General features: G+C 57.0%; 40 protein-coding genes and 1 pseudogene. 17 read left to right on the forward strand and 24 right to left on the reverse strand.

Annotated features, from left to right (window positions below):
- Position 1 precedes the first annotated feature (1 nt).
- From AB4O01_RS06945 to AB4O01_RS07045, 21 genes and pseudogenes are all read right to left on the reverse strand, one after another.
- Entirely contained in the window at positions 2–526 is a 525-nt protein-coding gene (locus AB4O01_RS06945) for a hypothetical protein (protein ID WP_460091106.1), read from the reverse strand.
- Positions 527–539: 13 nt separating this feature from the next.
- Entirely contained in the window at positions 540–752 is a 213-nt protein-coding gene (locus tag AB4O01_RS06950) for a DUF2158 domain-containing protein (protein ID WP_460091107.1), read from the reverse strand.
- A 62-nt stretch (positions 753–814) separates the two neighbouring features.
- Positions 815–1,066 carry a hypothetical protein gene (locus AB4O01_RS06955; RefSeq protein ID WP_460091109.1) on the reverse strand — a complete coding sequence of 84 codons (252 nt, stop codon included), beginning with the start codon at positions 1,064–1,066 and terminating at the stop codon, positions 815–817.
- Positions 1,066–1,251 (reverse strand): hypothetical protein, encoded by a 186-nt coding sequence (locus AB4O01_RS06960; RefSeq protein ID WP_460091111.1) that lies wholly within the window; start codon positions 1,249–1,251, stop codon positions 1,066–1,068. Before AB4O01_RS06960 ends, AB4O01_RS06955 begins: the two co-directional genes overlap by 1 nt.
- A 53-nt stretch (positions 1,252–1,304) precedes the next feature.
- On the reverse strand, positions 1,305–1,487 hold the full coding sequence (locus AB4O01_RS06965; protein WP_460091112.1) for a hypothetical protein: 183 nt from the start codon (positions 1,485–1,487) through the stop codon (positions 1,305–1,307).
- Positions 1,447–1,833: a hypothetical protein gene (locus AB4O01_RS06970; RefSeq protein ID WP_460091113.1), complete on the reverse strand. Its 387-nt coding sequence runs from the start codon at positions 1,831–1,833 to the stop codon at positions 1,447–1,449. Before AB4O01_RS06970 ends, AB4O01_RS06965 begins: the two co-directional genes overlap by 41 nt.
- On the reverse strand, positions 1,830–2,144 hold the full coding sequence (locus tag AB4O01_RS06975; protein WP_178116912.1) for a phage holin, lambda family: 315 nt from the start codon (positions 2,142–2,144) through the stop codon (positions 1,830–1,832). Before AB4O01_RS06975 ends, AB4O01_RS06970 begins: the two co-directional genes overlap by 4 nt.
- A gap of 165 nt (positions 2,145–2,309) precedes the next feature.
- On the reverse strand, positions 2,310–2,630 hold the full coding sequence (locus AB4O01_RS06980; RefSeq protein WP_460091114.1) for a hypothetical protein: 321 nt from the start codon (positions 2,628–2,630) through the stop codon (positions 2,310–2,312).
- A 168-nt stretch (positions 2,631–2,798) separates the two neighbouring features.
- Positions 2,799–3,380 (reverse strand): DUF642 domain-containing protein, encoded by a 582-nt coding sequence (locus AB4O01_RS06985; RefSeq protein ID WP_460091115.1) that lies wholly within the window; start codon positions 3,378–3,380, stop codon positions 2,799–2,801.
- Positions 3,381–3,388: 8 nt separating this feature from the next.
- Positions 3,389–3,574 (reverse strand): Com family DNA-binding transcriptional regulator, encoded by a 186-nt coding sequence (locus AB4O01_RS06990; RefSeq protein ID WP_460091116.1) that lies wholly within the window; start codon positions 3,572–3,574, stop codon positions 3,389–3,391.
- 286 nt (positions 3,575–3,860) lie between these two features.
- Positions 3,861–4,442: a hypothetical protein gene (locus tag AB4O01_RS06995; protein ID WP_210701661.1), complete on the reverse strand. Its 582-nt coding sequence runs from the start codon at positions 4,440–4,442 to the stop codon at positions 3,861–3,863.
- On the reverse strand, positions 4,439–5,020 hold the full coding sequence (locus AB4O01_RS07000) for a recombination protein NinG (RefSeq protein WP_460091117.1): 582 nt from the start codon (positions 5,018–5,020) through the stop codon (positions 4,439–4,441). Before AB4O01_RS07000 ends, AB4O01_RS06995 begins: the two co-directional genes overlap by 4 nt.
- Positions 5,017–5,487 carry a hypothetical protein gene (locus AB4O01_RS07005; RefSeq protein ID WP_460091118.1) on the reverse strand — a complete coding sequence of 157 codons (471 nt, stop codon included), beginning with the start codon at positions 5,485–5,487 and terminating at the stop codon, positions 5,017–5,019. Before AB4O01_RS07005 ends, AB4O01_RS07000 begins: the two co-directional genes overlap by 4 nt.
- A complete protein-coding gene (locus AB4O01_RS07010) occupies positions 5,484–6,152 on the reverse strand; it encodes a hypothetical protein (protein WP_460091120.1) in 669 nt (222 codons plus the stop codon). Before AB4O01_RS07010 ends, AB4O01_RS07005 begins: the two co-directional genes overlap by 4 nt.
- On the reverse strand, positions 6,149–6,946 hold the full coding sequence (locus AB4O01_RS07015) for a hypothetical protein (RefSeq protein ID WP_460091121.1): 798 nt from the start codon (positions 6,944–6,946) through the stop codon (positions 6,149–6,151). Before AB4O01_RS07015 ends, AB4O01_RS07010 begins: the two co-directional genes overlap by 4 nt.
- Entirely contained in the window at positions 6,933–7,862 is a 930-nt protein-coding gene (locus tag AB4O01_RS07020) for a helix-turn-helix domain-containing protein (protein ID WP_460091123.1), read from the reverse strand. The genes AB4O01_RS07015 and AB4O01_RS07020 overlap by 14 nt, the downstream gene beginning before the upstream one ends.
- Entirely contained in the window at positions 7,859–8,146 is a 288-nt protein-coding gene (locus AB4O01_RS07025) for an HNH endonuclease (protein WP_460092232.1), read from the reverse strand. The genes AB4O01_RS07020 and AB4O01_RS07025 overlap by 4 nt, the downstream gene beginning before the upstream one ends.
- Positions 8,147–8,148: 2 nt before the next feature.
- Positions 8,149–8,446: pseudogene (locus AB4O01_RS07030) on the reverse strand (phage replication protein); the annotation flags it as partial.
- Position 8,447: 1 nt separating this feature from the next.
- Positions 8,448–9,170 carry a Rha family transcriptional regulator gene (locus tag AB4O01_RS07035; RefSeq protein ID WP_460092234.1) on the reverse strand — a complete coding sequence of 241 codons (723 nt, stop codon included), beginning with the start codon at positions 9,168–9,170 and terminating at the stop codon, positions 8,448–8,450.
- 148 nt (positions 9,171–9,318) lie between these two features.
- Positions 9,319–9,741, reverse strand: a complete 423-nt coding sequence (locus tag AB4O01_RS07040; protein ID WP_460091124.1) for a phage regulatory CII family protein — start codon at positions 9,739–9,741, stop codon at positions 9,319–9,321.
- Positions 9,742–9,822: 81 nt separating this feature from the next.
- Positions 9,823–10,026 carry a Cro/CI family transcriptional regulator gene (locus AB4O01_RS07045; RefSeq protein ID WP_025110113.1) on the reverse strand — a complete coding sequence of 68 codons (204 nt, stop codon included), beginning with the start codon at positions 10,024–10,026 and terminating at the stop codon, positions 9,823–9,825.
- Positions 10,027–10,142: 116 nt separating this feature from the next.
- Here AB4O01_RS07045 and AB4O01_RS07050 point away from each other — a divergent pair, with 116 nt between their 5' ends.
- A complete protein-coding gene (locus AB4O01_RS07050; protein ID WP_150648252.1) occupies positions 10,143–10,931 on the forward strand; it encodes a LexA family transcriptional regulator in 789 nt (262 codons plus the stop codon).
- Positions 10,932–11,229: 298 nt separating this feature from the next.
- Positions 11,230–11,706 (forward strand): hemerythrin domain-containing protein, encoded by a 477-nt coding sequence (locus tag AB4O01_RS07055; protein ID WP_460091125.1) that lies wholly within the window; start codon positions 11,230–11,232, stop codon positions 11,704–11,706.
- Positions 11,707–11,775: 69 nt separating this feature from the next.
- Here the strand turns inward: AB4O01_RS07055 and AB4O01_RS07060 are convergent, their stop codons facing one another.
- A complete protein-coding gene (locus tag AB4O01_RS07060; protein WP_460091126.1) occupies positions 11,776–11,997 on the reverse strand; it encodes a hypothetical protein in 222 nt (73 codons plus the stop codon).
- Positions 11,998–12,160: 163 nt separating this feature from the next.
- Between AB4O01_RS07060 and AB4O01_RS07065 the strand changes: the two genes are divergently transcribed.
- The 15 genes from AB4O01_RS07065 to AB4O01_RS07135 all read left to right on the forward strand — a co-directional run bounded on the left by AB4O01_RS07065 (position 12,161) and on the right by AB4O01_RS07135 (position 20,064).
- Complete coding sequence (locus AB4O01_RS07065) at positions 12,161–12,724, forward strand: superinfection immunity protein (RefSeq protein WP_460091128.1); 564 nt, start codon at positions 12,161–12,163, stop codon at positions 12,722–12,724.
- A gap of 426 nt (positions 12,725–13,150) precedes the next feature.
- Positions 13,151–13,405: a hypothetical protein gene (locus AB4O01_RS07070; RefSeq protein ID WP_460091129.1), complete on the forward strand. Its 255-nt coding sequence runs from the start codon at positions 13,151–13,153 to the stop codon at positions 13,403–13,405.
- 59 nt (positions 13,406–13,464) lie between these two features.
- Positions 13,465–13,641 (forward strand): hypothetical protein, encoded by a 177-nt coding sequence (locus AB4O01_RS07075; protein WP_460091130.1) that lies wholly within the window; start codon positions 13,465–13,467, stop codon positions 13,639–13,641.
- 357 nt (positions 13,642–13,998) lie between these two features.
- Positions 13,999–14,427, forward strand: coding sequence for a hypothetical protein (locus tag AB4O01_RS07080; protein WP_460091131.1), 429 nt, complete (start codon positions 13,999–14,001; stop codon positions 14,425–14,427).
- A gap of 438 nt (positions 14,428–14,865) precedes the next feature.
- Positions 14,866–15,144, forward strand: coding sequence for a hypothetical protein (locus tag AB4O01_RS07085; protein WP_460091133.1), 279 nt, complete (start codon positions 14,866–14,868; stop codon positions 15,142–15,144).
- Positions 15,141–15,365 carry a DUF551 domain-containing protein gene (locus AB4O01_RS07090; protein WP_460091134.1) on the forward strand — a complete coding sequence of 75 codons (225 nt, stop codon included), beginning with the start codon at positions 15,141–15,143 and terminating at the stop codon, positions 15,363–15,365. The genes AB4O01_RS07085 and AB4O01_RS07090 overlap by 4 nt, the downstream gene beginning before the upstream one ends.
- 19 nt (positions 15,366–15,384) lie before the next feature.
- Entirely contained in the window at positions 15,385–15,810 is a 426-nt protein-coding gene (locus AB4O01_RS07095; RefSeq protein ID WP_460091135.1) for a hypothetical protein, read from the forward strand.
- Positions 15,807–16,022, forward strand: coding sequence for a hypothetical protein (locus tag AB4O01_RS07100; RefSeq protein WP_077571971.1), 216 nt, complete (start codon positions 15,807–15,809; stop codon positions 16,020–16,022). Before AB4O01_RS07095 ends, AB4O01_RS07100 begins: the two co-directional genes overlap by 4 nt.
- Entirely contained in the window at positions 16,019–16,213 is a 195-nt protein-coding gene (locus AB4O01_RS07105) for a hypothetical protein (protein ID WP_460091136.1), read from the forward strand. Before AB4O01_RS07100 ends, AB4O01_RS07105 begins: the two co-directional genes overlap by 4 nt.
- Positions 16,210–16,335, forward strand: coding sequence for a hypothetical protein (locus tag AB4O01_RS07110; RefSeq protein ID WP_460091137.1), 126 nt, complete (start codon positions 16,210–16,212; stop codon positions 16,333–16,335). Before AB4O01_RS07105 ends, AB4O01_RS07110 begins: the two co-directional genes overlap by 4 nt.
- Positions 16,336–16,503: 168 nt before the next feature.
- Positions 16,504–17,307 carry a phage recombination protein Bet gene (gene bet, locus AB4O01_RS07115; RefSeq protein WP_460092235.1) on the forward strand — a complete coding sequence of 268 codons (804 nt, stop codon included), beginning with the start codon at positions 16,504–16,506 and terminating at the stop codon, positions 17,305–17,307.
- On the forward strand, positions 17,304–18,926 hold the full coding sequence (locus tag AB4O01_RS07120) for a YqaJ viral recombinase family protein (RefSeq protein ID WP_460091139.1): 1,623 nt from the start codon (positions 17,304–17,306) through the stop codon (positions 18,924–18,926). Before bet ends, AB4O01_RS07120 begins: the two co-directional genes overlap by 4 nt.
- Complete coding sequence (locus tag AB4O01_RS07125; RefSeq protein WP_460091141.1) at positions 18,923–19,165, forward strand: hypothetical protein; 243 nt, start codon at positions 18,923–18,925, stop codon at positions 19,163–19,165. Before AB4O01_RS07120 ends, AB4O01_RS07125 begins: the two co-directional genes overlap by 4 nt.
- Positions 19,162–19,626 (forward strand): hypothetical protein, encoded by a 465-nt coding sequence (locus tag AB4O01_RS07130; protein WP_460091143.1) that lies wholly within the window; start codon positions 19,162–19,164, stop codon positions 19,624–19,626. The genes AB4O01_RS07125 and AB4O01_RS07130 overlap by 4 nt, the downstream gene beginning before the upstream one ends.
- 75 nt (positions 19,627–19,701) lie before the next feature.
- Complete coding sequence (locus tag AB4O01_RS07135) at positions 19,702–20,064, forward strand: hypothetical protein (protein ID WP_460091144.1); 363 nt, start codon at positions 19,702–19,704, stop codon at positions 20,062–20,064.
- Here AB4O01_RS07135 and AB4O01_RS07140 read toward each other — a convergent pair.
- Both AB4O01_RS07140 and AB4O01_RS07145 read right to left on the reverse strand, forming a co-directional pair.
- Positions 20,061–20,309, reverse strand: coding sequence for a hypothetical protein (locus AB4O01_RS07140; RefSeq protein WP_460091145.1), 249 nt, complete (start codon positions 20,307–20,309; stop codon positions 20,061–20,063). The genes AB4O01_RS07135 and AB4O01_RS07140 overlap by 4 nt on opposite strands.
- A gap of 82 nt (positions 20,310–20,391) precedes the next feature.
- Complete coding sequence (locus AB4O01_RS07145) at positions 20,392–21,303, reverse strand: hypothetical protein (protein WP_460091146.1); 912 nt, start codon at positions 21,301–21,303, stop codon at positions 20,392–20,394.
- Positions 21,304–21,358: the final 55 nt, after the last annotated feature.

Here is a 21,358-nt window from a genome sequence, read left to right on the forward strand (position 1 = left end):
GTCAGGCGTCCTTCGATAGTTCGTCCATCATCGCGGCCAGGGTGTCGACTGTCTTGTCGCCCTCTTCCGTGTCGAGGTTGTAGGCTTGGCGCTCGCCCTTGATCACTTTCAGCTGAGCGTCGACACCTGCGTTGAGTGAGCGGGAGAAGTCGCCGATGTTGTCTTCGGTCACTTCAATGTCTTGCAGCGCATCACGCAGCTTGTTCGAGATGGAGCGCCACTGCGCAAGATCCACGCGGTGGGCCAGCACAACGGACGCCGCCTCTGTAGCGGCCTCCTCAACGATTTGCGCATCTTCACGCACATCACGCTGCGTGACGTCACTGCGTGAAACTTCGCGTGAAAGCTTTCCTTTCGTTGCTGTGCGCACCTGCTCAGTGAGGTCACGCAACCAGCCATGTTTCTTTGCTCTGCTGCGTATCGTGCCTTCGTTGGTGTCGTACTTATCAGCGATGGCACGCAGGGAAAGCAACCCGGCCCGGTAGGCTCGTTCGATTGCCTCCCAGTCGGGTTGCTTGATTGTCATTTACATACATCCGTCAGCCAGCGAAAAATCCTCCAACCGAACCATCATCCAATTCAATTTGCTCTTGGCGATAGATAACCGATTGGGGCTTATCAGTTTTATCAGTCCAGTCACATTTGACTAAAACTCCATCCTCATCCCCAGCTGATCCGGTAACAGCGCCGACACTCATCAGAGGGCCGCCGCATTTCAACCGAACTGTATTGCCCACTGCAAAATCACTCATTGCCTTGCTCCTTGATTGTTGAGAGCTAATCATGGGGGCAGTCTGCGCAAATACAATGACGGTCAGCTCTCCTGATTAAGCAGCACATCAATCAGCTTCTGCTCACCCAGGCGCATGGCACCCAGGCATTGCAGGTCGTCGCACTTAGGGCCGAGCCCGAACACAGTCACCTGCCCTTTCGGGCCGATCAGGGTCAAGGCGCCTACAGTGCATTCCGGATGGACACCAGCATCGAGGTCATCTGCGATCTTGCGCAGGGTTTTCGCGGCGTCGCGCCAACCCTCACGCTTGAACTCAACGAGCTTTGCAGTCATTACGCGATCCTCTGAAACCACTCCTCAATGATCCGGCGCAGAACAGGCTCGGTCAGGATGGCCGATGGCTCTTCAGCGGCGATCACTGAGCGCACCAGGTCACAGGGCAGTACATGCACACCGTCTTCAGCCGTTACCGTCAGGTGTGGTCGCTGGTCAGCGATGTCATGGATGTCTGCGGTCATGGCTTTCTCCAGTGTCGCGACACAATTTGCTCTATCGCGAAACGTGTCACGACCTACTTGCTCTGACTGCGCTTGATCTGCGCGTCAACCTGATCTGCACAGGTGTCGAGCAGGTTGATGGCTTGGTTCTTCAATTCCCACAGTTGGCCGTTGTCGGCGAGGTCTTCATCAGCTACTCGCTCACAAGGCACCAGCTCAGGGGGCTCGACTCTTACTGCCGCCGTCCTTGTTACCACTGCCGGCTTTACCGCGCAGGCCGTCAGGCAGAGGCTGAGCAGCCCAATCACGAACAGGCTTGCTGTTGCGCTTGAGTTCTTCAAAGTTCTTCTCCGCCCTTCTGGCTTTGGCTTGGCTGGCCTGTAACCGCTTGTTCAGGTCTTTCTGGTAGTCGGCGTTGCGCTGGGCTTCGGCGCGCAGCGTGGTGATCGTGGCTTGGCTTTCGAGGTTGGCGTCAACCGCCTTCTTCTTCTCGCTGGCCTCGAATGCCACCTCCCCGCGTAGAGCGACGACGCGCGACTGCTGAATCCCGATGAGGAGAAGGCCGACCAGGGCGATGATGATTGCAGCAGCGAAAGCCTTCATGCGGCATCCGCCTTGCGGCCGAGGAAGCGGGTCACCAGCTCTCGAATGGCTGTCACGCCGAGGAATCCGATCGTGCCACCGGCAGCGACGGACAAACTGGAAGGCCAGGCCATCCACTCAATAAGGCTCGACGCGACCAAGCTCAGCGATCCACAGATCAGCGCCTCGAACACAATCCTGCGCTTACTGGTTTCCTTCGCGTCGTACATGACTCGAAGCAACGATACGGTGATGGACATGATCACGCCCTGCCAGAGCGGATTGCTCAACGCCAGCCAGATCTTGGCCCATGTGTCTGGCTTGTCAGGCATGTTTGGCATCCGGGTTGCCTCCCCCTTGGGGAGATTGATAAATCCGGCGTCCGCTGCACTCCCAGCTCGGGGCAATGGGTGTGGGGAGCCGAAAACGAAAAAGCCCCAGCGAGTGCTGAGGCTTGAAATTTGGTTAGGAAAGGGCCGCGTTAGCGGCCCATCCTTTTAAGACAACAGGTCGTAGGTCAAGCTCACACGGATGTTGCCGTTCATCGACGTACACCACAACCCAAAGCCGGCCGGAAGAAGAACCGGATAAGGAAGTTGAATGGTGTTACCGCCCAGAGTAAGCAACGCAGGCTTTGTGCGATAGTCACTTGCATCCTTAGGCTTCGTAGTGCCGGTGATGAGCGCGGCATTGAACGAACCCGTCGCCGTGCACGTGCGGATTACGACACCTGCAACGTTATCTTCAGGCTTAATGAGCTCGGTTACTCCAATTGCGTCACTGTTGAAGAACTTTGCACCTAGAGTTACTGGTTCCATTTTTTATACCTTTTGAGTCGAATGATTGTTCGCGGAAAATTCCGCTTTCATGTCGCTCAAAGGCGATAGGTTTGAAGCTCGAGGCTTTCTTCCAAGGCGAAAGGCAGACTGGGTCTTTCGACCAGCCAAACCCGTTTAACAAAACGTCCTTACTGAGTCGGCTAGCCCTTAGAGCGGAGCGACACTGACCTTGTCGATAAAGGCAAAGTGAGCATTTGGATTTTGATCGTTCCAAAAGCTCAGAGTGGTTTGAGGCGTGGTTGCAGTGAAGTCGTAGGTCTTGGTTTCCCAGACAGTTGCATTACTGGTTGCGACAGGGGTGTCGAAGCTGGTCGTTTGCCCGGCAACCTTGACGTTGATGATGCCATTGCCACTGCGATTCACATACGTGGAGTTACCGGCGCTGAAGGTCAAACGGTAACGGGCGCCAACAACAGTGTTGATGTTCTGTTGAATGCCGCCGCCATTCAGATAGGTGTAGTTGGCGAGGTCAACGCTCATCGAACCATCAGCGGCCGCGGAGTTACCGATCGCAGCACCGACGTTAATGTATTCAACGCCAGACAGAAAGGTCGTCCAGCCAGTGATGAAGTCGGCCTGGGCAGGAGTATTGAGGATGCAGTCGTTGCTGCAGCCAGGGGATTCAAAGCTGCCGTTTACTACCAGCTCTGCGCCGTAGGCGGCGCCACCCGATGCGAGCAAAGCAGCAGCCAATGCGACCGGAGCAAAACCGTTTTTGATTGATTTCATTTTTGTACCTATAGAGTCGAATGATTTGTCGCGGAGGATTCCGCTTTCATGTCGCTCAAAGGCGATCGCTCGAGGCTCGCGGCCTTCTCATGATTCAACGTCCCGCATCGGGAACATTTGATCTGGAGCTCGGTAAACTCACCCACGCGGGCGAGAAGTCTGTTGCATTTTCCACATCTGCATTCTTTCAACATCTGCAAGTCCGTTTGATTTTCTGCTAGGCTCCGTCCCGCTCGCGCGAGCAGTGGGGGCCTTGGCTGGCTTGCAGGCTCTATCTGCGATCTGGCGTCTCTTTTGGGTGTTAGCGCACCCTCTGGAGTCGCCCTCTCTTTTTTCCGCGCATAAAAAAGCCCCGAAGATGTCGGGGCTTTTTGCTTTCTGGCGGACATAAAAAAACCGGCTCGCCGGCCGGTTTTTAAGTAACTTGCCGTAGGCAAAATACTAACTATGGGGAAATCATGCCCTCAGCCGTGCGGGAAGTCAAGCGGCCTCTTTCATCTTGTAAATCACTCCGCCGATTGGACTCAATGCCCGAGCGTCGATGTCGTAACAGGCATCGAAGCAAAGCTGCACGAATGGCTCCCAATCACGGCCCCAGGCTGCGGACGGCAGCTCGACTTCGTACTCCCCCTTCATCCAGGCTCGGAACAACTCCGGCTTTATCAGCGGATCTGCGTTGGCCGATTGTCCGCCTTGGTGCATGTAGCGGTAACGACGAAACACGCCCTTGGCAACGTACTCGGCCCGCTCCCGCTTGCTGGCGGTCATGCGCGCTGCTCGCGAACATGCAAGATTGAAAACCGCAGCTTCGGCCTCCTCCCGATCATCATCTGTCGGCTGAGCCGCATACATGGCATTGCCGAAAGCCCGGAGTTGAAAGTGAAGCCGTGCGATAGCCGACTGAATATGACCGGCTAGCGTTGCGTGCATCGCGGGATTCGCTGTCGGGCCTCGCTCAGTGCTCTGCACCACCACACCCAATTCAGCAGCATCAGAAGTTTGGCCCGGGGCCGGGTTGTAGTTGCAGTCGTGCCAAGCTTGGCGCGCGGAATGGATTTTCATGCTGCCGTCCTCTTCAGTTCCCTTGTTTTCGCCCTATATTCGGCCTTGATATTTTTGATTTCTTCGACGGTGTGCTTGCAGGGTTCATGAGGCCCTTCAAGCCACTCGACTTGTTCCGCCCCTATCAACTGCAGGAGCGAAATCCGGTAATTCACCAGGTTGCCGGACAGATGCGTGTTGCACGGCGCGCACTGCTTCCAGACATTGAGCGGCTCGAATCGCAACTCAGGGTTCGCTCCTACGGATCGGTAGTGCCCTGCGTGGTATTGGCCTTCGTGGTGCCGACCGCAACTGATACAAGGGCGATCGGCGTCACGCAGGCGAACCCACTCGTTGAATGTCGCCTGGGCTTCGCGCAGGTGATCCGCCCTGCTCTTCAGCTTCTCCTTGCGTACCTTGATCTCTCGGCGCTCGATGCTCGCCAGCGACTTGCGCTTCTTCTCCCGCTTGTCCCGCGCGATGACAACGGCGCAGTCCGGCGAGCACCAAGACTGAAAGCTCACCTTCGGGACGAATGAGGCCCTGCAGGTTTTGACTGAGCACTTTTTCGGGCGCGGCTGCTTCCTTTCAATCGTCATGCAGCCTCCTGGCTCAGCAGATCATCGAAGTACACGCCCTGCTGTGCGAACCGCGCGACGATGCGGTCGGTGTACGCCACGCCCTGAGCGCGATTGAACAGGCTGGTCACCGGGAACCCGTCCGGGCCGAAGAGTTTGCAGCCGCCCATCATGGCCAGCTTCGTCTCGTACGGGAGGTGGCGCATGACGCGGTACCACTCAGCCTGAAAACCGGCGTCCTCGTTCAGCAGGATCTGCACGCCGACGTGCAACTTGCAGTACCGGCGAGCGTCGGCCTCGTCGCCGATCTGGGTCATCTCTGCGATGCGCTTGTACATCGCGAACCACAGCCGGTTTTGGTCGAGCGTGCGGTCCTTTCCCGGGCGTAGCGATACGACGACGAACTTCTTGTCGCGGTACATGGCGCTAAGCTTCGTGATGGTCTCGGAGAGCTTGGCCTGACAGTTGACGCTGATTTTGTCGGTCATAGCTGCGCAACCTCCGCCAAAACCGATTCAACAGTCGCGATCTCGAACCACTTGGTCCAGAACACGTCCTGCCGCTCACCAGATTCGTAAGCGATGAAGGCCGTGTGCCCTTCCTCGGGTAATTTCAGTTCGCCGATGACCTCGGCAACGGCCTCCTCGATGAGGCTGAAATCATCGTCGCCCATCCAATTGCCCAGCAGATGAGTAACCCGAACGGTGTATTCACCTTCTGTGATGTCACAACCGCACTCGGTTTCGATGGTGATTTCGAAGACCTTCTCCGCTCCGGCGCGCCCTTTGATTCGGGTGAGGTCGTATTCCTCAAAGCTGGAAACCCGGCTGCGCTCAAGATCGTCGATAGCGGAGTTCAGTGCCTCGTTCTCGGCCTTGAGTTGGTCAACCAGGCTGAAGTCGGGCTTCTCGCCAAGCGGCGGCTTCCAGAGCTCTGCGCCGTTGTCCGTGTAGCGGAGGTTGCCCAGCGTCCTGGCAGCAGACTGCAAGCGTTCGTTCTCGGCCAGCAGCTCCAGCGCCACCTCCTCCACGGTCTTCTCCCCGAGGAATTCCTGCAGCGCCTCGGTGTTGCGCTTCCAGTCTGCGCAGTCGGCACGGTAGGACGCGGCTTCGGCCCACAGCAGCTTCTGGAGTTTTTGTTTGTCGATGGTCATTGAGCCGCACTCCTTGCTTCTAATTGTTCGGCCTGCTGAATCAGCAGCGCCCGGCGATCCGCCAGCTCATTGGCTGCCAGAATTCGCAGTTCTGTTTTTTCCTCGGCCGATGCTTGGCGCATGGCGAGCATCGAATCCTTTACCGCGGCGAGCTTCTCGCGCAGTTTTGGCGAAGGCCGCGCAACCTCACCGGTGAGCAGCGCAACGACGGCACGACCGTCTTCAGTGACCGGCGCGACACTCAAGTCAGCCAAGTACAACTGCCCGCGCTCATGTGGGATCCGTTGCATCTGCACAGCCTTGGTGATCGCCTGGGTGCGGCGGTTGGCATCGAATCCGACTGAAACGTGCCAATTGACGTTTTTGTTGTCCTCCCGAGCCTGTCCCACCAAGCGCTCATAAGCGCTGTTGAACGCCATGCGCGCACCGACCTTGTCCCCGGCGTCGAGGACAGGTTTCGCGGCAGCCAGCGCGAGCTGGATTTCATCGGTCAGCACCACGGTTTCGAACTCGTCGTTCGTAGTCATGGCGATTGCCCAAGCTTCGTCCTTACCCGGGCGACCATCTGCAACCTGAACTCGCTGGAGGATGTCAGCCATGGCCAATTTGCCTTTCACTTCGAAGCGGCAAGCCTTCAGCGCGGCCTTCACCACCTGCACCGGGTAAGCACAGAGATCTTCGGCCATGATCGCCGCGGTACCTGGGTTCATTTCCTGACCCATGGCCTCGGCGGTGGCGCAGATCGCTGCAGCAAGCCCGGCAACCTGCTGATCGTTCATTTCAAAGGTACTCATTGCGCTCTCCCGCTTGGCGCTTGGCCAAGACCATTTGCGCGGCCTGTTCGGCGGCGGATACGTTCGCCTCGGTGCGTTCCATCTGGCGTGCGGTTGTCCCGTTGATGCGCTGACCTGTCACCCACTGGGTGTGGTAGCTCTCGGCGTTGGCCAGCAGCTCGTTGAGGCTGTGGCACTTGCGCAGGACGGCGGCATCGCTGGTTTTCAGAAAGTGGGCAGCGACGTGGTGAGCAACATCGGCGCCGAGGCGATCGACCAGTTGGCCGAGTTGGCCCCCGACCTTGGCGTTCCAAACCGGCCAAGTGCTGTAGCGCTTGCGGTAGGCCATGGCGTAATTCGCCCAGACCTTGAAAGTTTTGCAGGACTGGTCTTTCGGGCCCGGCATGTCAGCGGGAATCTCAACCCGTGGCGTATCGGTGCGATCAACCACCAGCACCAAGCCGCGGGACAGAGCCGGCACAACCTCGGCGTGAGCCGGGGGTGCAATTGGTTCAATGACCGGTTCCATGACTGATTCAAGAGAGTTACTGATTCTGGGTGCAGCTCCTGCACTACCCCCTGGTGCAGGAGATTCACTAGGGGGTGAACCTGCTGCACTACCCGGGTGAATCTTCTGCACCACCCCTGGTGCAGGAGGTGCACCACCACCGTCGAGGGTGAGGAAGTAAACGTTCGACGAATTCCCCTTTGGCCCACCCTTCCGAATCTCCTTGCGCAACAGTCCCGCCTCACACAGAGCGGTGATGTGGTTCATGACAGAACGCTTGCTGATCTCGCACTGGTCGGCAATGTGCTGATAGGAGGGCCAGCACTCGCCTACGTCGCTGGCGTTGTCGGCCAACTTGATCAGCACCAGCTTGCGCAGCGGATTACCAACGCGAATCTTCATTGCGGCAACCATAAGGCCCATGCTCATGCTGCACCTCCGGCGAACGCGCGGAAATCAATCGTCCGCACGCCCTTCCAGCTATTGCAGGACATGCAAAGGGTCTGGAGGTTGCCCAAAGAAGCCTCTCCACCTTGGCTTTCAGGTACGACGTGATCGGCCCTCAAGCGCATCAGCACCGAGCAGCCGCAGCGCAAGCACGCGTGACCGTCGCGGGCGAAAACCTGTGCACGCAAGCCAGAAGGGATTGGTTTCTTTTTCGTCCTACGCCGAGACGGGAGGACTGGCGGTTGGTAGGCGGTGATGTGACCCATACGGTTCGGGTTCCACTCACAGCCTTTTTCGGTGAGTCGGAATGCTTCAGGGCGAAGCTCAATCAAACCCGCCTCTTCCAGGGCCTTCAGCATGCGGTAGGCAGTGTCTGGCTTGTCAGTGAGCAGCGGCAGCTCCTCGATGATCTTGGCCTTGCTCAGCGCGAAGAAGATCCCGTCGTCAGTCTTGATTGGCTTGGTCCAGCTCGGGCAGCCGTAGACGAAGGCAAACAGCAGGGCCTGCTGAGAATTCAGCCCCCACTCCAACGCCTTCACCTGATTGATCGTGACGGTGAATTGCATATCAGGCCTTCCCGACCAGTTTGGCCAGTTCAAGGAAGCGATCCACGTACCAGTGAGGCTGTGTCTCGCGCGGGCATTGAGGGCTGGTGAGGTTCTTGCCGTACTTGAGGCCCTTTTCAGTGACGGACCAGAAGTCGACTGTTTCGCCTTTGGAGTTACGTCGCTGCAGAGTCTTGAGGTAGCCATGGGCAGCAAGGGCGCGGTTGAAGGCTGGCGCTGTGCTGCTAATGGCGTGTTTTTTGATCAGGGCGGTAACGGCCTTGGTTGGCATCGAAGATCCGCCAGTGGTGTCAGGCGCCGCATCGATCGCGTAGCCGGGAAGGAAGCTCGACTCCAAGCCATTGTTCTTCGCGATCTGCGCGAGCATCAGCACCTGACTGGACGGTGCAGGCTTAAGCAGCCGCGTGAAGCACTCAAGGATCGCCAGTTCGCCGACTACCTTCGTTCCATTGGCGATCACGGCCAGACGCGCGCCTTCTTGTTGCTCCAGCTCTCGCCAACGGCGGATTACTTTCATCCGCATCGGCGCGCTGTAGCCAGTCAGCAAGCAATCGGTGTGCTCGCGGTCAAGTAGGTACTGGACCTGCTTTCGGTTGCGGCCGTCCAGATAGATATCCTCAAACTTGAGGGCATCGATTTTCAGCTCTTTCAGCATGGCGAGGATGTCGCGCTTTACATTGTCGTGGCGCTTGCCGGTGACATTTGCGATCTCGCGAGAGGACATAGTGGTACGCGACACGTTTTCAGAATTCGAAAAACGTGTCGCGACACTTTGGGGGGTATTGCTTGAATTGGATTGGCTCTGCATAATCGGGCCCCTCTAGTTTTGCGAATCAGCCGACCTTCTACGTCGGCTTTTTTGTGCCCGGAATTCAGGCGGCCTTCACCGAGGCATCCATCACGTCTAGGCTCTGCCGAACGTGGTTGATCTCCTGGCGGATCAAGTTTTTCTCGAAAGAACTGACGTGGTTGTCGTCCAGCGCCTGGTGCACCGCGATGGTCAGATCGGCGACCTCTTTGCCGACGTTGATCAGTGATTTGGTCAATGCTTGCGGCTCCGGCGCAGCTTTCGCAACGATGTCGAAACCAAATTCACTCGCCAGTGCAGCCAGAGGGCGCATGTCGCCGGTGTGCAACAGAATCCCGAACAAATGCTCCACGGTCAGGTGGTGTGCGTCGTTGTCCGGATTGGCGCGCTGAAGCAGGCCAACGTGAGGAACGCCCATCTTTGCAGCAAGGGTCTTGGCTTCGTTGTCGAGGACAGCGCTCTGGCAGGCCCGCAGAAAATCTTCCATTCGTAAAACCTCAAATTTGTTTCCGTGGCGCCCTGCCAGTGCGTGGGCGATCATTTGTTCACGCAGTAAGCAATGACTGCCTTAGGCTGCTGTGCGCTTGGGGCGCGCCGGGATCGGACGAATCTCATTCGCCTCAATACGGCCGTCGTCATAAAGGGTGATTTCGATGCTTCTGCCGGCTCGAACCATTTGCGAGATCGCGCTCTGGTTCACGCCAAGAGCAGCAGCAAGCGCGGCTTGAGTGCCGTGCTCTTCTAGGTATTTGCTCAAAGGGATCTTTTTCATGGAATTTCCACGGCTTGATATCTGCCATGGATAGTAGCAGCGCTGCTTTTTATCAGCAACAAAATACTAGCAGCGCTGTTTGCTTGGATATCAGCTCTGCTAATACTCTTATTCGTATGAAAATACGTCGCCCCCTCACCCCCGAAGAAGTCGCCGAGAGCGCCAGGCTCAAAGCTATCTATGAACAGCGGAAATCAGCTGCTAAAGCGGCCGGGCGCAGCCTGACGCAGGCGGACGTTGCCGAAGCATGCGGATGGTCCGGGCAAAGCGCATTCAGCCAATACGCCACCGGGAAGGTGCCACTCAATGTTGAAGCGCTGCTGAAGCTCGCAAAGGCGCTCAACTTCGATGCAAGCGAAGTCAGCTCTCGACTGTTATCCACTGTTGCCAGCGTGCAGCAGGACCGCATACAGCCAAGCGTAAAATTAGGAAGCATCGAGACTTGGGACGACGAAACCCCGCTCGATGACGATGAGGTCTACGTCCCCTTCCTTCATGAAGTCGAACTGGCGGCCGGATCTGGCAGGTTTGCGATTGAGGAAAGCGCTAACTCACGCCTCCGCTTCAACAAGAAGGATCTACGCCACAACGGCGTTCAGTTCAGCAACGCGAAGTGCGTGAAGGTTGGCGGGAACAGCATGATGCCCGTGCTGCGCGACGGCGCCACAGTTGGCGTAAACGTGGGAAAAAACTCACTGAGCGATATCGTCGACGGCGAGATGTACGCCATCAACCACAACGGCCAACTGCGCGTGAAGCAGGTCTACCGGATCCCGATCGGAATCCGCCTGCGTAGCTTCAACCGTGACGAGCACCCGGACGAGGACTACACGTTCCAGCAGATCCAAGAGCAGCAGATCTCGATACTTGGGCATGTATTCTGGTGGGCTATGTACTCTCGCTGATGGACCGGGAAAAAAACCTAGCACCGACTATGCTCAATATTCCTCATGAACTTCATAGCCCGCCTCCCCCTTGGCGGGCTTTTTTTCGACTGTGATTAACCGTCTTCTGCAAGGTAGCTATCCAGGCGTCCGTGCAGAGTGCACGCCCTCACCTCGCCATCAGCTCTTCGAAATGCTTGAAATCGTTGAGTCTTTTACTTTCGGGCAGTTGGCACAGAAGATGCCCTTACTACTGGGAGAGCGTGAACCGCAGCCGGAGAGCTGCTGACGCTAACCTGTGATAGATGAGGCATAAAAAATGAACGCAATTGACCTTCTCAAAGCCGACCACGAAAAAGTTAAAGGCATCCTGAATCAGCTGAGCGAATCCACAGATCGGGCGCTGAAAAAGCGCGTCGACCTGCTCGATAAGCTGGAGATGGAGATCACCATTCACACACAGCTGGAAGAGCAAATCCTCTACCCCGCTTTCAAAGAGGCGGGCGGTAAAGAGCAGGACGAGATGTACTACGAGGCGAAGGAAGAACACCGCACAGTGGACTCCCTGGTGCTCCCAGATTTGAAAGGCACTGACCCGTCAACACCCGAGTTCGCCGGCCGGGTAAAGGTGGTGAAGGAGCTGCTTGAGCATCACATCGAGGAGGAGGAAACCGAAATGTTTCCTCAAGCCAAAAAGCTTTTGGGTAAAGCGAAGCTCGATGAACTGGGAGAGCAGATGGAAGTGATGAAGGCTTCACTGAAGAAAAGCTTGAGCAAAGGAGACTTGGCGGCTTGAAGATGTCACTGGCTCTATTTGCCAAAGCAGCCCGGCCCCGCGCCGGGCTTTTTATTCAACCCTTCCCTCCTACGTACCGCCCTCAAGCCCCTCTACCGAGTGCGCATAGAAGGCTGTCGCCTCTTCTACCAGCTCCCTCCAGTCATCGCCATCGATAATGCCGGCGCGCTTATATTCGTCCGCAAGCTTCAGCAGTTCGTCGTATTGCTCCTCGGCGTCCATCCGGATTTCTGGCTCTTCGAGTATTTTTCGCCAGGCTGACAGGGCCTGTGCTTTCCGGTCGTCGTTCATGGTGAGTACCTAGTGGGTGGGTGCACCGGTAGATATCTCCCACAGCGCTGCCGTTCAGTGAAGGTGACTGACGGCGCGGTAGATGGTGGCGTAGGGCCACGAATGGTAAAATACGAGTCTCACTCAATGGATCAGGTTCTACGATATGGATAGTGGAAGTCCTATGGCTGGCTTTCTTTTTCTGGTGGTTGGCTTCGTCATCTACTTCCTGCCCACATTTGTCGCCTCCAGTCGGAAGCACCTCAACGGAACATCGATTTTCCTAGTAAATCTTTTTCTTGGATGGACGTTTCTCGGATGGGTCGTTGCATTGGTCTGGGCTTCATCCGCGAATACAGAAGTACCGGCAAGGAATTTGGCGTCAGGAGTGGGCGCGTCCGCCGAACGGACCTGCCCTTTCTGCGCTGAAACGATCAAAAGCGCAGCTATCAAGTGCAAGCACTGCGGCGCTGATGTTGAAGCCATTCAAGCGCCGCGACTCAAGAATGGGTGGGTCGCATCTGTTCCGTGCAAGGCAGGAGCAGAACAGGTGAACACCATCGAGGCGATAAAAGCGCTAGGACTACCAGTTGTTCCAATGATTGGTGCAGCAGTCGGCGCCGGCCCTTTTGAAACGAAAGATGAAGCCAAGCAAGCCTCTGCGCTCCTACGGAATGAGCCAAGACTCTTCAGCGAAATCATGTACAGGGATTCCGTAAGCGGGAAATATCCACCGATTCTCGACTGACCTCCATTTTTCACGAAGCCCGCCAAGCGCGGGCTTTTTTGTGCCCGCAGAAATTATTATTAGCAGCGCTATTTACTTTAAATAGCAGCGCTGCTACTTTTATTCGCAAGCCAGACAACACTGGGCCAGCAGCGAAAGCCGCGCCGCTCTTTAGCGATACCGCTTCACCTTGCCGGATCACCACCGGCCCAGATTCAAAGGCAGCGATGAACCGGCCTCAACGGTTCAGAGGGTTGGCAACTGACCCGGGCGTGCAGCGTAAAGCGCCAAGAACAGTTATCCAGCGGGAGAACAAGCCGAAAGGCCCGCGGCTGGAGGAACAATTTGAATCGATCTGTACCGCGCCAGTAGCGCCGAAGGATCAGCGGAATTTTTCACTGATGCACCTGGTGACGGGTGCATTGGGAAAACAACCGGAGAAGCAACGTGCCGAAATTCATCCTCGACTACATCCGGCTTTGCCGGGAATGCAGCCTTGATCGCCGCACCGTCGGCAACATGCACTCCATCGTGATTCCTGCGCTGCAGAGTCGCGCCGCCGAGCTTCGCTGTGCGGTCGGCCTTGTTCCAGAGGGTTGCGTAGAGCTGGAGCATGACGCCGAACTGCTGGAGTCGGCGATCCGTGCAGGCCTTCAGCGCTGCGCACCACAACCAGCACAGCAAGAACTTTTCGCCGCATGACGATTTCACTGGCTGGCCTTGGCGACAGGGCCAGACGGGAAATCAACCGGAGAACCACGATGACTCGCAATGAACATGAAGAAGTCGAAAGCTATGCACTTGCAGTAATGATCGGCCTTCTCTCGGCCGGCGCCGTGCCGCCAGATCTCATCCCATGCAAAGCCTTCGACATCGCCGAGGCATTCCAGCAAGAAAAGCTGAAGCGCATTGGCGAAAAACCTCCATACGACTGCTGATCAACCAGCGCCACGACAGCCTGTCGTTAACTGCCCGATCCTCTCTATGAGAGCGCATCGGGGTGTGATCTGAGGCTAAGTCTCGGGCAGTGGATGTGCCAACCGGTCGCCTACAGGGCTACCCTTTCCGCCAAACGCCGGTTGAGCCCCGGCCAGATCACACCCCGATGCGGACGAAACTGCGGCCTATAACCGCCCACCTGCATCAAATCCCAGAATCGGTTGTTATCGAGCGCTGGCGAACTGAACACGGCCGTGGAACTCGGCGCCGGAGACGTAACCGGCAGCTCGGGTAACTTGAGATGGTCCCGCAGGCATGGTCAAATGAGTAATGGCCTTTTGCTACGGTAATCTCAGTTGAAACAGAATCGCGGAATAATCATATTTTTCTCGGCAATGACTTTGCTCTTTATCTTGGTACAGGTATGGCACGCGAAGACTGCTCCGGAAGAGAAAGTGCAGGAGCGTGAACGCCAGCTCAAAGGTCTCGCGCTAATCATGAGTGTTCAGTCCGGAAAAGCATCTGATGACTCAACTCGCATCGACTCGGTGACCTACAGCGATGAGGTCATGCGTATCTCTTACACACTCACAAAAGTAGCGAAGAACGAAATCGATACCGATGAGTTCACCAAGGACGCTAAAGCGCTTGCAGTTTCTGCATTCTGCAATGAAAAAGGTTTAGGACAGTTCGTAAAAACGGGTCTTTCCATTAACCTTCTGTACAAGGATCCAACCAGCTCACCGATAGTTGAGTTTCAGATAGGCAAGTCCGACTGCCTCTGAAGCCTGCCCCCTGAAGCCCGCCTCTCACGCGGGCTTTTTTCTGCGCGTCGCACCGCAATGAGCCCGCGCAGCTAGTCATCAAAATCCCGACCAATCCCGAATGCACTCACCTCCGCGCCCAACGGCAACCAGCGGAGCGGATGAGTGCATTGCGAGTTTTGTTGGATCAATCAGATGGAGAGAGTCATGAGTGACCAAGCGATTGAAGGCTTGTCGCGGGTGCTGCTGGAGCGGATCTGCTCTCACAGGCATACAACTGCGGAGTGGATGGACTCGGAAGACGCTATCCGCGAGCTGCGCGCCCTCCTTGTTGCTAGTCCTGGCGAAAACGCGCCATGCCCAACGTGCGGTGGAAGCCTACGCACTTGGGGCTGCACCTGCACTCCACGCTGGCCGATGCACAAGCCATCCGCCTAACCCCAAACACTGGAGGTCGCCATGCACAACTGCACCGACACACAAGCAGTTTGCCGAGGTTGCGGGCTGAAGCTGCGCGGCTCGCCATCGTGGAAAGGCGGCCTCGCCTATCACCCCGAGCCGAAAGGTGAAGTTCACCGCTGCCATTACGGCGGCTGGGTCTGCTCGCGCCGCTGCGATATCCGCGCCTGCGTCGAGCTTGAAGGAACCATGCCGGGGTGCGGATCGGTAAACGGCTACGCGCGCCTCTCGCTGTACGCCAAAGAGAGCATTGAGCGCCACTGGCCGGAGGCAGCATGAGCGGCTGGATTGATTGCAATGAGCAAATGCCAATGCCGGATCAGCTTGTCGCAGTCTGGCGCAACTGGGGCGAAGGCTTCGGCTATTACCTCGACTCGATCTACGAAGGCTGCTGGTACGACGTCGAGGAGTGGTGTCAGCACGCTGATTGTGTCGGCCATCCGGTACGACCGCCAGTGACAACTCACTGGGCCCCTCTTCCCGCTCCGCCAAACGAATAACGCCGCTCTGGAGGCAACCATGAACTCAGCACTGAAGATTTGTCAGGTCATGCACGACGCGCAGTTGCCTCCGATGGTGAGCGAGAGCGCGCAGGAAGTTGCTCGGGCTGAGTGGCTGTACGAAGCCACCGAGCAACTGGTCCGGTTCCGAACAGATGTGAAGTTCCAGCGCCGGCTGCGACCAGCACAGGGCGTCACCGTGGCCCAGTTCGCCCTCGCGGTCGACGAGCATGTGAATGGTCGACTGGAGGGCTGCGAGGTCAACACCCCTGCGCTGGGTTGGCTGCTGGTCACGACTGATGACAAGCCAGACAAGACAGCTGTAGCCGAACTTCTGGGGCGAAGCGATCACCCACTGGGCAAGCTCGGCGAAATCGCGGAGGGCCTACTTCGACCCCTTGTCGATGATGCGCTGATCGCCCAGGCCGAGGACAACGAGCTATGAGCAATCAGGTAGCACTGGCCCGGCTGGGCCTTGAGATCGCGAAGATGCGCAAGTCCTGCACACCGGTACCGGATCGCACCTTCGTCATGGGCATGATCGAAATGGCTGAGTTCGCCGAGATCATCGACACCCGCACTGCCAATCGTTATCGGGATGCGCTGGACGCCAAGTTCGTCGAGCGCAACGGTTACCTGAAAGGAGTTTCGGCATGACAACCCCTCTCGTGAAAACGCTGGTCGATGAGCGGCTCGACGATATCGAGCGCCGCATCGCGATACTCGGCTTCGGCCTGCCCTTCAACGAAGTCATCGGCCGCAAACGCGAGGATCTGGTCGACAGCCTCCCTCAGCGCCTGTCGGTGACCATGAAAGGCGGACGCATCGCGGTGAGGGCTCGGCCATGAAGATCATGTTCTGGTGTCTTGCCGCCGGCCTGCTTGTGGTTTTGGCTTCCTACAGCGCGGCTCGCGATTCGTCCGGTGTCTGCCAGGTGCCGCGCTCCACCACCTACAACGTGTTCCGATGACCAGCCGGCAGATGGCCCGCCGGATTCTCATCTGGCGCGGCTCGTTCCCTGTCCTCGCGATCTACACCTTCCTGATGCTGCTCAGCGCACTCGCCGATCGCATCACTCAATAAACCAAGCATTCAATCGCTGCGCTGGGCGCGGCAAGGATTCCCCATGTCCGCAGTAATGAAACAGGCTGACCATCTGCCAGCCATCTCCGAGGACGCGCTCGTCGAAGTGCTGAGCGGAAGCCTGTATCCAGGCGCGGCGCACAACTCTGTAGTGATGGTGCTGGCCTACTGCAAGGCGGCCCAGCTTGACCCGATGCTCAAGCCGGTGCACATCGTTCCCATCTACCAAAAAGGCCGCGGGATGGTCGACACGGTCATGCCCGGTATCGGCCTTTACCGCATCCAGGCTGCGCGCACCGGGCAATACGCCGGAATCAGCGATCCGGAGTACGGGCCACCGATCACCGCCAAGCTGGGCGGCGTCGATGTCACCTATCCGGAGTGGTGCCGGGTGACTGTAAAGCGCCAGATGTCGAACGGCCTTGTCGCCGAGTTCACCGCCAATGAGCGGTGGCTTGAGAACTACGCCACAGCCAGCAAGGACACTGCGGCCCCGAACTCGATGTGGAAGCGTCGAGCGTTTGCACAGCTCGCCAAGTGCGCTGAGGCCCAGGCGTTGCGCAAGGCCTTCCCCGAGGTTGGATCGGTGCCAACCGCTGACGAGATGGAAGGAAAAACCTTCGATGACGCGCCGCGTGATGTGAGCCCGCAACGGCAGCAAGAGCCGGAGCCGGAAGCCCTTCCGCCCTACCCCGATGATCTTCTTATGGAAAACATCGAAAAGTGGCGGCCGCTAATCGACGCAGGCAGAACTAATCCGGAACACATCATCCTCAACGTCAGCAGCAAATATTCACTGCGCGACGACCAGATCGAAACCATCCATAACCTCAAAGCCATCGACGGAGACACAGCATGAAAATTCACAACGTTGCTCAAGGCTCCGCCGAGTGGCACGCACTCCGCGCCCAGCACTTCACCGCCTCCGAGGCCCCAGCAATGATGGGCGCCTCGAAGTACCAAACCCGTTCCGAGCTGCTGACACTGAAGAAAACCGGCATTGCGCCGGAGGTCACCCAGGCTCAGCAGTACATCTTCGACAAAGGCCACGCCACTGAAGCGCTGGCCCGGCCACTGGTTGAAGTGATGATCGGCGAAGAGCTGTACCCGGTCGTAGGTACCGACGGTAACCTGCTGGCCTCCATGGACGGCGCGACGATGCTTGGCGAGACCTTGTTCGAGCATAAGCTGTGGAACGAGTCGCTTGTGGCCCAGGTGAAGGCAGGCGAACTGGAGCCGCACTACTACTGGCAGCTTGAGCAGCAACTGCTGGTGGGCAGCGCCGAGCGCGTGATTTTCGTTTGCTCCGACGGCACTGCCGAAAACTTCGTGCACATGGAATACCGACCTATCGCCGGCCGCGCAGCGCAGCTGGTCGAGGGCTGGAAACAGTTCGAAGCCGACCTGGCCAACTTTGAAATGGCCGAGGCGCCATCGATTGTCGTCGGCAAGGCCCCGGACGAGCTGCCAGCGCTACGAATCGAACTGACCGGTATGGTTACCGCGAGCAACCTCAAGGTGTTCGAGGATTCGGCTCTCGCTGTCATCGACTCTGTTAAAACCACGCTGCAGACCGACCAAGACTTTGCCGACGCTAAAAAGGCGGTCAAGTGGTGCGGCGATGTCGAAGAAGCGGTTTCAGTAGCGAAGAAACAAGCGCTCTCCCAAACCCAAAGCATTGACGAGCTTTTCTCATCTCTGGATCGAATCAGCGCACATGCTCGCGAGACGCGCTTGAAGGTCGACAAGCTTGTGAAGGCTCAAGAGCTGCTGGTGAAGACCAACATCAAGCAGAAGGCGGAGCAGTCGCTGGCGGATCACGTCGCAGCGATCAACAAGACGTTGGGCCGGGTGATGCTGCCAGCGGTTGCTTCAGACTTCGCCGGCGCGATGAAGAACAAACGCACCATTGCCAGCCTGCAGGACGCTGTCGATACCGAGTTGGCTCGAGCAAAAATCGCTGCGAGCCAGTCAGCAGATGCCATTCGCTTGAATTTGACCAGCTTAGCCGAGCTCGCGCCCGACCATGCCTTCTTATTCAACGACATCCAACAGCTCGTTCTGAAGGCCAACGATGACCTGGTCGCGCTGATCAAGGTGCGAATCTCTGAGCACCAGAAGGCTGAGGAGCAAAAAGCCGAGGCGCAGCGCGAGCAGATCCGCCTACAGGAGCTGAAGCGAATCGATGACGAGGCGAAAGCCAAGGCGCCGATCGAACCTGCACCAGTCACCAGCCCGGCACCGGTGAAAGCCGCCGCCCCGGTTCAGACCGCCTCGAAGCCAGCGACCGCAACTGCGGCGCCAGCGAACCTGCAGGCCGAAGTGTTCGATCTGGAAGAGCTGATCAAAGCAGTTGCCTACGGCCAAGCGCCTATCTCGGTGCTGACCGTGAGCTGGGAAAACCTCGACGCACTTGTCGCCGATCAGGGCAGCAAATTCAGCATGGCCGGCGTGAGGCTGGTAAGGGTGGCAGCATGATCAGCAACCACCTTAACCTCGTCGAGCAGCACCGACCGGATGCCGAGTCGATCTCTGAACGAATCGCGCAGTACCTGGCCGCCGGCGGGCAAGTTGTTCAACTGAAAAGCCCGCCACGCAATCCGCTGCAACCGCCACGCTCGAAGAAGATAGACCCTGAAACGGTCCTCAAGCGGCGGCCGAAGCCGATATCGGCATCCGACCGCAAGGCTCTGCGCAAAATGGCGGACTCGCTATGAAGTCGAAACGCAAACCCAACAACGGGTTCGCCCGGGCTGAACGCAGTTGCCGGGCGCTGCTGCGCACCAACCGCGTCGCGGTGGTGAACATCGACCCTAGCGGCAGCCAGATCATGGCGAACTGGAAGAGCTGCAAGCAGATCCGCAGTCTGGCGATCGCCAACGCGATATTCGATTTCTCCTACCGCTGGACGATCTACATCGCCGCCATGTGTCGAGACGAGCGCGGCGCCGAGTACATCAAGTCGGTGGAGATCTCGCCCGAGGGTATCTACAAGGTCGAGCGCATGACCGATGCGATCGAGCATTACTACCTGGAGCTGCGCAACAGCGCGAACCCAGCCCATCTTGTGGCGTCAGGATGGATCGCCATTCCGGACGAGGTTTCGATGGATGAAGCCGAAGCCGCGAAGCTGTTCTACGCCGCCGGCGCCTGGCATCAGGTGAAGGTAGCTGCGTGAGACGTTCCAGACCCCAACAACGCAAACGACAGACCTGGCTGGACTTGCCGGCCAGCGGAATTGAAGAGGTAGGCCATGGCCGAAGTACAGGAGCTGACGAAGGAAGCCATCAAGCAGAAGAAAAAGCGCGAGAAGGCGGCGGCAAAGGACGCTGCTTTGGGCGTCGAGAAGTTTACGGTTGAGGTCGCCGGCGTGTTCAAGCCAGACCTAAAGCGGGTCATGGCCGCCCACGGCATCAACAACCAGCAGGAAGTTTACCAACTGCTGCTGATGAATCTGATCGCCGCTGACTTCGAAACACAAGCCAAAATGCTCAAGTGTGTCACGACACCTTTTGTTGTTACTGAAAAGGTGTCGCGCATCATTCAGGCCGCCGGCATGAAGTCGCTCGCCGACGATCCGCCAGATCCTGATGACGAAATCTTCGAGCCAGATTAACCAGTTCTGCTGGCCCGAACGAACGCATTCAACCACAAAAGAACGACGCCAACCCCGAGTGGCCACCAAACAATCCAGACGGCCTTCAGGCTGAAAAGATCCCTGATGAAAGCGGAAAGCGTGTACTCAGGCTGAGTGAAAACGAAGGATCCGGCGTAAATCAGTATTCCGGCGGTGATCAAGATACCGGCCCATCCAAGCACCCTGAGTGTCTTTTCGATCAGCACCTTCTGAGCGTTATTCATGAGCGTCCTGCTGTCGGAATCGAGACAAACACAAATACCCCACTAATACGAATCACGCCAACCGGCGCTCTGTTGGCATGGATTAAGTGAAGATTACTTCAGTATGAAAACGCCCCTTGTTAATCGGGTCTGGAAGATAAATTTCGGAAAGATCAAAAACAGGCCCCTCAACAACTTCAAATATTGAGAAACGATTACCATGCAGTATATCAAATACGCCTATTCCGAACTGTGCCACCTGCATGACGTGAAGCGCCGCAGCAGCCTGTAAAACATTCTCCAATGTACCGCGAGAAAAATACACCTCACGATCATGTTTCACTTTATTATAAGACTCATACCAAGGAAGTGAAAAAGTTGGTAGAAGCAGATTCCAGTAGCGAAAAGGTTGAAAGTCGATGAGGCGGTAATCTTTGAGTCTTACTTTCCATTCTGTAAGCCTTAGAGGATCGCACACATGGATGTAATTTTTTGTTGTGAAGCGACCTCCTGCCTTAGTCTCCATACCATTCGCTTTGAGAACACCTGCCCAGCAGGCTTCTATTTCTGTGCACAGAAGTATTAGAAGCTCGCGAATTTTGTGCCCGTATGAGCTGAAATTTTCAATCTCAGGTTCGACAACCCTGAACAACTCTTTTACTTCGGAAAAAAGACTTTCTGCGGCGACAATAGAACGCGTATATGTTTGAGCGTAAACACCAAGAGGGTTCAACCTGTCACAACCGTTAAACCCGCGCCGATAAGCACCGCGCCATATCCTCGGATGGTACTGGCCGGGCTGGAGACGCATTCTCGCTCCCTCCCCTATAACTTGAACTAGGTTTTTTGCAAGACAGCTCCGAACCGAAGTAAGTTCGTCTACTTCCTCTTCAACAGGATACTTAGTTTCGTACCAACTGCCGTACTGAGGAATGAAACATATTACTTCGTTGCCGTTATGTATGGCCCATGCAAATTCCCCGTTCACCGTATTGAACCCGAAAGTCTGAGTCATCCGATTTCTCAACCCATTTATGAAATACCACCTGGATCATAGCGCCGGAGAACAA

Source organism: Pseudomonas sp. S2_E02 (assembly GCF_054668355.1).

What these genes read in the sequence shown, in the direction of transcription:
- AB4O01_RS07120 (WP_460091139.1), top strand. Translation starts at nt 17,304, where the DNA reads ATGAAAATTCACAACGTTGCTCAAGGCTCCGCCGAGTGGCACGCACTC.
- AB4O01_RS07090 (WP_460091134.1), top strand. Translation starts at nt 15,141, where the DNA reads ATGAGCGGCTGGATTGATTGCAATGAGCAAATGCCAATGCCGGATCAG.
- AB4O01_RS07035 (WP_460092234.1), bottom strand. Translation starts at nt 9,170, where the DNA reads ATGTCCTCTCGCGAGATCGCAAATGTCACCGGCAAGCGCCACGACAAT.
- AB4O01_RS06950 (WP_460091107.1), bottom strand. Translation starts at nt 752, where the DNA reads ATGAGTGATTTTGCAGTGGGCAATACAGTTCGGTTGAAATGCGGCGGC.
- AB4O01_RS07085 (WP_460091133.1), top strand. Translation starts at nt 14,866, where the DNA reads ATGCACAACTGCACCGACACACAAGCAGTTTGCCGAGGTTGCGGGCTG.
- AB4O01_RS07075 (WP_460091130.1), top strand. Translation starts at nt 13,465, where the DNA reads ATGACTCGCAATGAACATGAAGAAGTCGAAAGCTATGCACTTGCAGTA.
- AB4O01_RS07145 (WP_460091146.1), bottom strand. Translation starts at nt 21,303, where the DNA reads ATGACTCAGACTTTCGGGTTCAATACGGTGAACGGGGAATTTGCATGG.
- AB4O01_RS07045 (WP_025110113.1), bottom strand. Translation starts at nt 10,026, where the DNA reads ATGAAAAAGATCCCTTTGAGCAAATACCTAGAAGAGCACGGCACTCAA.
- AB4O01_RS07040 (WP_460091124.1), bottom strand. Translation starts at nt 9,741, where the DNA reads ATGGAAGATTTTCTGCGGGCCTGCCAGAGCGCTGTCCTCGACAACGAA.
- AB4O01_RS06955 (WP_460091109.1), bottom strand. Translation starts at nt 1,066, where the DNA reads ATGACTGCAAAGCTCGTTGAGTTCAAGCGTGAGGGTTGGCGCGACGCC.
- AB4O01_RS07140 (WP_460091145.1), bottom strand. Translation starts at nt 20,309, where the DNA reads ATGAATAACGCTCAGAAGGTGCTGATCGAAAAGACACTCAGGGTGCTT.
- AB4O01_RS07135 (WP_460091144.1), top strand. Translation starts at nt 19,702, where the DNA reads ATGGCCGAAGTACAGGAGCTGACGAAGGAAGCCATCAAGCAGAAGAAA.
- AB4O01_RS07050 (WP_150648252.1), top strand. Translation starts at nt 10,143, where the DNA reads ATGAAAATACGTCGCCCCCTCACCCCCGAAGAAGTCGCCGAGAGCGCC.
- AB4O01_RS06995 (WP_210701661.1), bottom strand. Translation starts at nt 4,442, where the DNA reads ATGAAAATCCATTCCGCGCGCCAAGCTTGGCACGACTGCAACTACAAC.
- AB4O01_RS07060 (WP_460091126.1), bottom strand. Translation starts at nt 11,997, where the DNA reads ATGAACGACGACCGGAAAGCACAGGCCCTGTCAGCCTGGCGAAAAATA.
- AB4O01_RS06990 (WP_460091116.1), bottom strand. Translation starts at nt 3,574, where the DNA reads ATGTTGAAAGAATGCAGATGTGGAAAATGCAACAGACTTCTCGCCCGC.
- AB4O01_RS06980 (WP_460091114.1), bottom strand. Translation starts at nt 2,630, where the DNA reads ATGGAACCAGTAACTCTAGGTGCAAAGTTCTTCAACAGTGACGCAATT.
- AB4O01_RS07025 (WP_460092232.1), bottom strand. Translation starts at nt 8,146, where the DNA reads ATGGGTCACATCACCGCCTACCAACCGCCAGTCCTCCCGTCTCGGCGT.
- AB4O01_RS07005 (WP_460091118.1), bottom strand. Translation starts at nt 5,487, where the DNA reads ATGACCGACAAAATCAGCGTCAACTGTCAGGCCAAGCTCTCCGAGACC.
- AB4O01_RS07130 (WP_460091143.1), top strand. Translation starts at nt 19,162, where the DNA reads ATGAAGTCGAAACGCAAACCCAACAACGGGTTCGCCCGGGCTGAACGC.
- AB4O01_RS07095 (WP_460091135.1), top strand. Translation starts at nt 15,385, where the DNA reads ATGAACTCAGCACTGAAGATTTGTCAGGTCATGCACGACGCGCAGTTG.
- AB4O01_RS07000 (WP_460091117.1), bottom strand. Translation starts at nt 5,020, where the DNA reads ATGACGATTGAAAGGAAGCAGCCGCGCCCGAAAAAGTGCTCAGTCAAA.
- AB4O01_RS07020 (WP_460091123.1), bottom strand. Translation starts at nt 7,862, where the DNA reads ATGAGCATGGGCCTTATGGTTGCCGCAATGAAGATTCGCGTTGGTAAT.
- AB4O01_RS06960 (WP_460091111.1), bottom strand. Translation starts at nt 1,251, where the DNA reads ATGACCGCAGACATCCATGACATCGCTGACCAGCGACCACACCTGACG.
- AB4O01_RS07105 (WP_460091136.1), top strand. Translation starts at nt 16,019, where the DNA reads ATGACAACCCCTCTCGTGAAAACGCTGGTCGATGAGCGGCTCGACGAT.
- AB4O01_RS06970 (WP_460091113.1), bottom strand. Translation starts at nt 1,833, where the DNA reads ATGAAGGCTTTCGCTGCTGCAATCATCATCGCCCTGGTCGGCCTTCTC.
- AB4O01_RS06975 (WP_178116912.1), bottom strand. Translation starts at nt 2,144, where the DNA reads ATGCCTGACAAGCCAGACACATGGGCCAAGATCTGGCTGGCGTTGAGC.
- AB4O01_RS07010 (WP_460091120.1), bottom strand. Translation starts at nt 6,152, where the DNA reads ATGACCATCGACAAACAAAAACTCCAGAAGCTGCTGTGGGCCGAAGCC.
- AB4O01_RS07065 (WP_460091128.1), top strand. Translation starts at nt 12,161, where the DNA reads ATGGCTGGCTTTCTTTTTCTGGTGGTTGGCTTCGTCATCTACTTCCTG.
- AB4O01_RS07110 (WP_460091137.1), top strand. Translation starts at nt 16,210, where the DNA reads ATGAAGATCATGTTCTGGTGTCTTGCCGCCGGCCTGCTTGTGGTTTTG.
- bet (WP_460092235.1), top strand. Translation starts at nt 16,504, where the DNA reads ATGAAACAGGCTGACCATCTGCCAGCCATCTCCGAGGACGCGCTCGTC.
- AB4O01_RS06985 (WP_460091115.1), bottom strand. Translation starts at nt 3,380, where the DNA reads ATGAAATCAATCAAAAACGGTTTTGCTCCGGTCGCATTGGCTGCTGCT.
- AB4O01_RS06945 (WP_460091106.1), bottom strand. Translation starts at nt 526, where the DNA reads ATGACAATCAAGCAACCCGACTGGGAGGCAATCGAACGAGCCTACCGG.
- AB4O01_RS07055 (WP_460091125.1), top strand. Translation starts at nt 11,230, where the DNA reads ATGAACGCAATTGACCTTCTCAAAGCCGACCACGAAAAAGTTAAAGGC.
- AB4O01_RS07015 (WP_460091121.1), bottom strand. Translation starts at nt 6,946, where the DNA reads ATGAGTACCTTTGAAATGAACGATCAGCAGGTTGCCGGGCTTGCTGCA.
- AB4O01_RS07125 (WP_460091141.1), top strand. Translation starts at nt 18,923, where the DNA reads ATGATCAGCAACCACCTTAACCTCGTCGAGCAGCACCGACCGGATGCC.
- AB4O01_RS07100 (WP_077571971.1), top strand. Translation starts at nt 15,807, where the DNA reads ATGAGCAATCAGGTAGCACTGGCCCGGCTGGGCCTTGAGATCGCGAAG.